Here is a 1,119-nt window from a genome sequence, read left to right on the forward strand (position 1 = left end):
CCCCCCCCCGGACCCCCCGACCCCCCACGCTCCCCCGCCCCCACCCGCGTCAGATGTCTAAGCTGCAGCGGATATGCTGGCGGAAGCGCCGAACGATCTGGATTGGGTTCTTGAAGAAGAGCCAGAGGCCGAACCTGCAGAAGATATGCTGGCGGAAGCGCCGAACGATCTGGATGGGTTGCTTGAAGAAGAGCCAGAGGCCGAACCTGCAGAAGACATGTTGACGGAAGAGTTGGACGATCTCGATGGTTTATTGGAAGAGCCTGATACAGAAGAGCTTATGTCTGGTTCGGACGCTGTCTCTAGGACGGAATCTGGTCATCTTGATGGAATGCTGGAAGAAGAAGACGACTTGCAGTCTTTGCATGAAAAGGCTGAACCATCAGTCGAGCTGGAGCTCGATACACAAGAGCCTGAGCAATTAGAATCTGAATTGCCTGAAACTGAGGATGAATTACTCGACGAATTTGCAGAGCAATTAACGCATTCGTCCGAAGAAGCCCAGATACCTGAGCCTACTCAACTACAAAATGTTGATGAGTTACTTGAGGCGCTGGAGGCTGAAGGAGATGAGTTCGATGCGGATCTTGAAGAGGATGTTGAGATAGATCTTGGCGACGATCCCTTAGCGGATGAAGACATAGATCTGTCCGAAGAGGAAGAGCTAACTGAAATAGATCTCGTTACCCCCAGTGAAGAATTGAGTAGTTATCCTGAATTACAGATGGATGAATCTGAAGCAGAAGAGATTTCTCTCGATGACGATTCAGAATCGCCTATCAGCGAGACAGAAAGGGCACTGGCAGAGAGTCTGGGACAAGATGATGCGTCCAGCCTGCTAGATGAGCTGGATGATGATGGCGAAGATGTACTGGACTTTGGGGGAGACTTTGACGATCTGGATGGTCCCGACTTTGAAATTGAACTGGATGAAGATGCGAGTCCTGACAGTGCAATAGTGGAACAATCGGCAGCTGAGCAAACCCCAGAAGAAGCGCCATTAAGCGATGAAGCGCTGGCCGACGAAGACTTCCCAGAGTTTGACGAAGAAGACGCGCTTGCTGCGATGGATGCTGAACCGGAGGAGCCTGAGGTCGAAGAGTCAGTAGCGGAACAAGC

General features: G+C 51.4%; 1 pseudogene. It reads left to right on the top strand.

Annotated elements, in window-relative coordinates:
- Nucleotides 1-73: 73 nt before the first annotated feature.
- Nucleotides 74-1,119: pseudogene (locus CWB98_RS23180) on the top strand (hypothetical protein); the annotation flags it as partial.

This window comes from Pseudoalteromonas rubra (assembly GCF_005887115.1).
GTDB classification, from domain to species: Bacteria; Pseudomonadota; Gammaproteobacteria; order Enterobacterales; family Alteromonadaceae; genus Pseudoalteromonas; species Pseudoalteromonas rubra_F.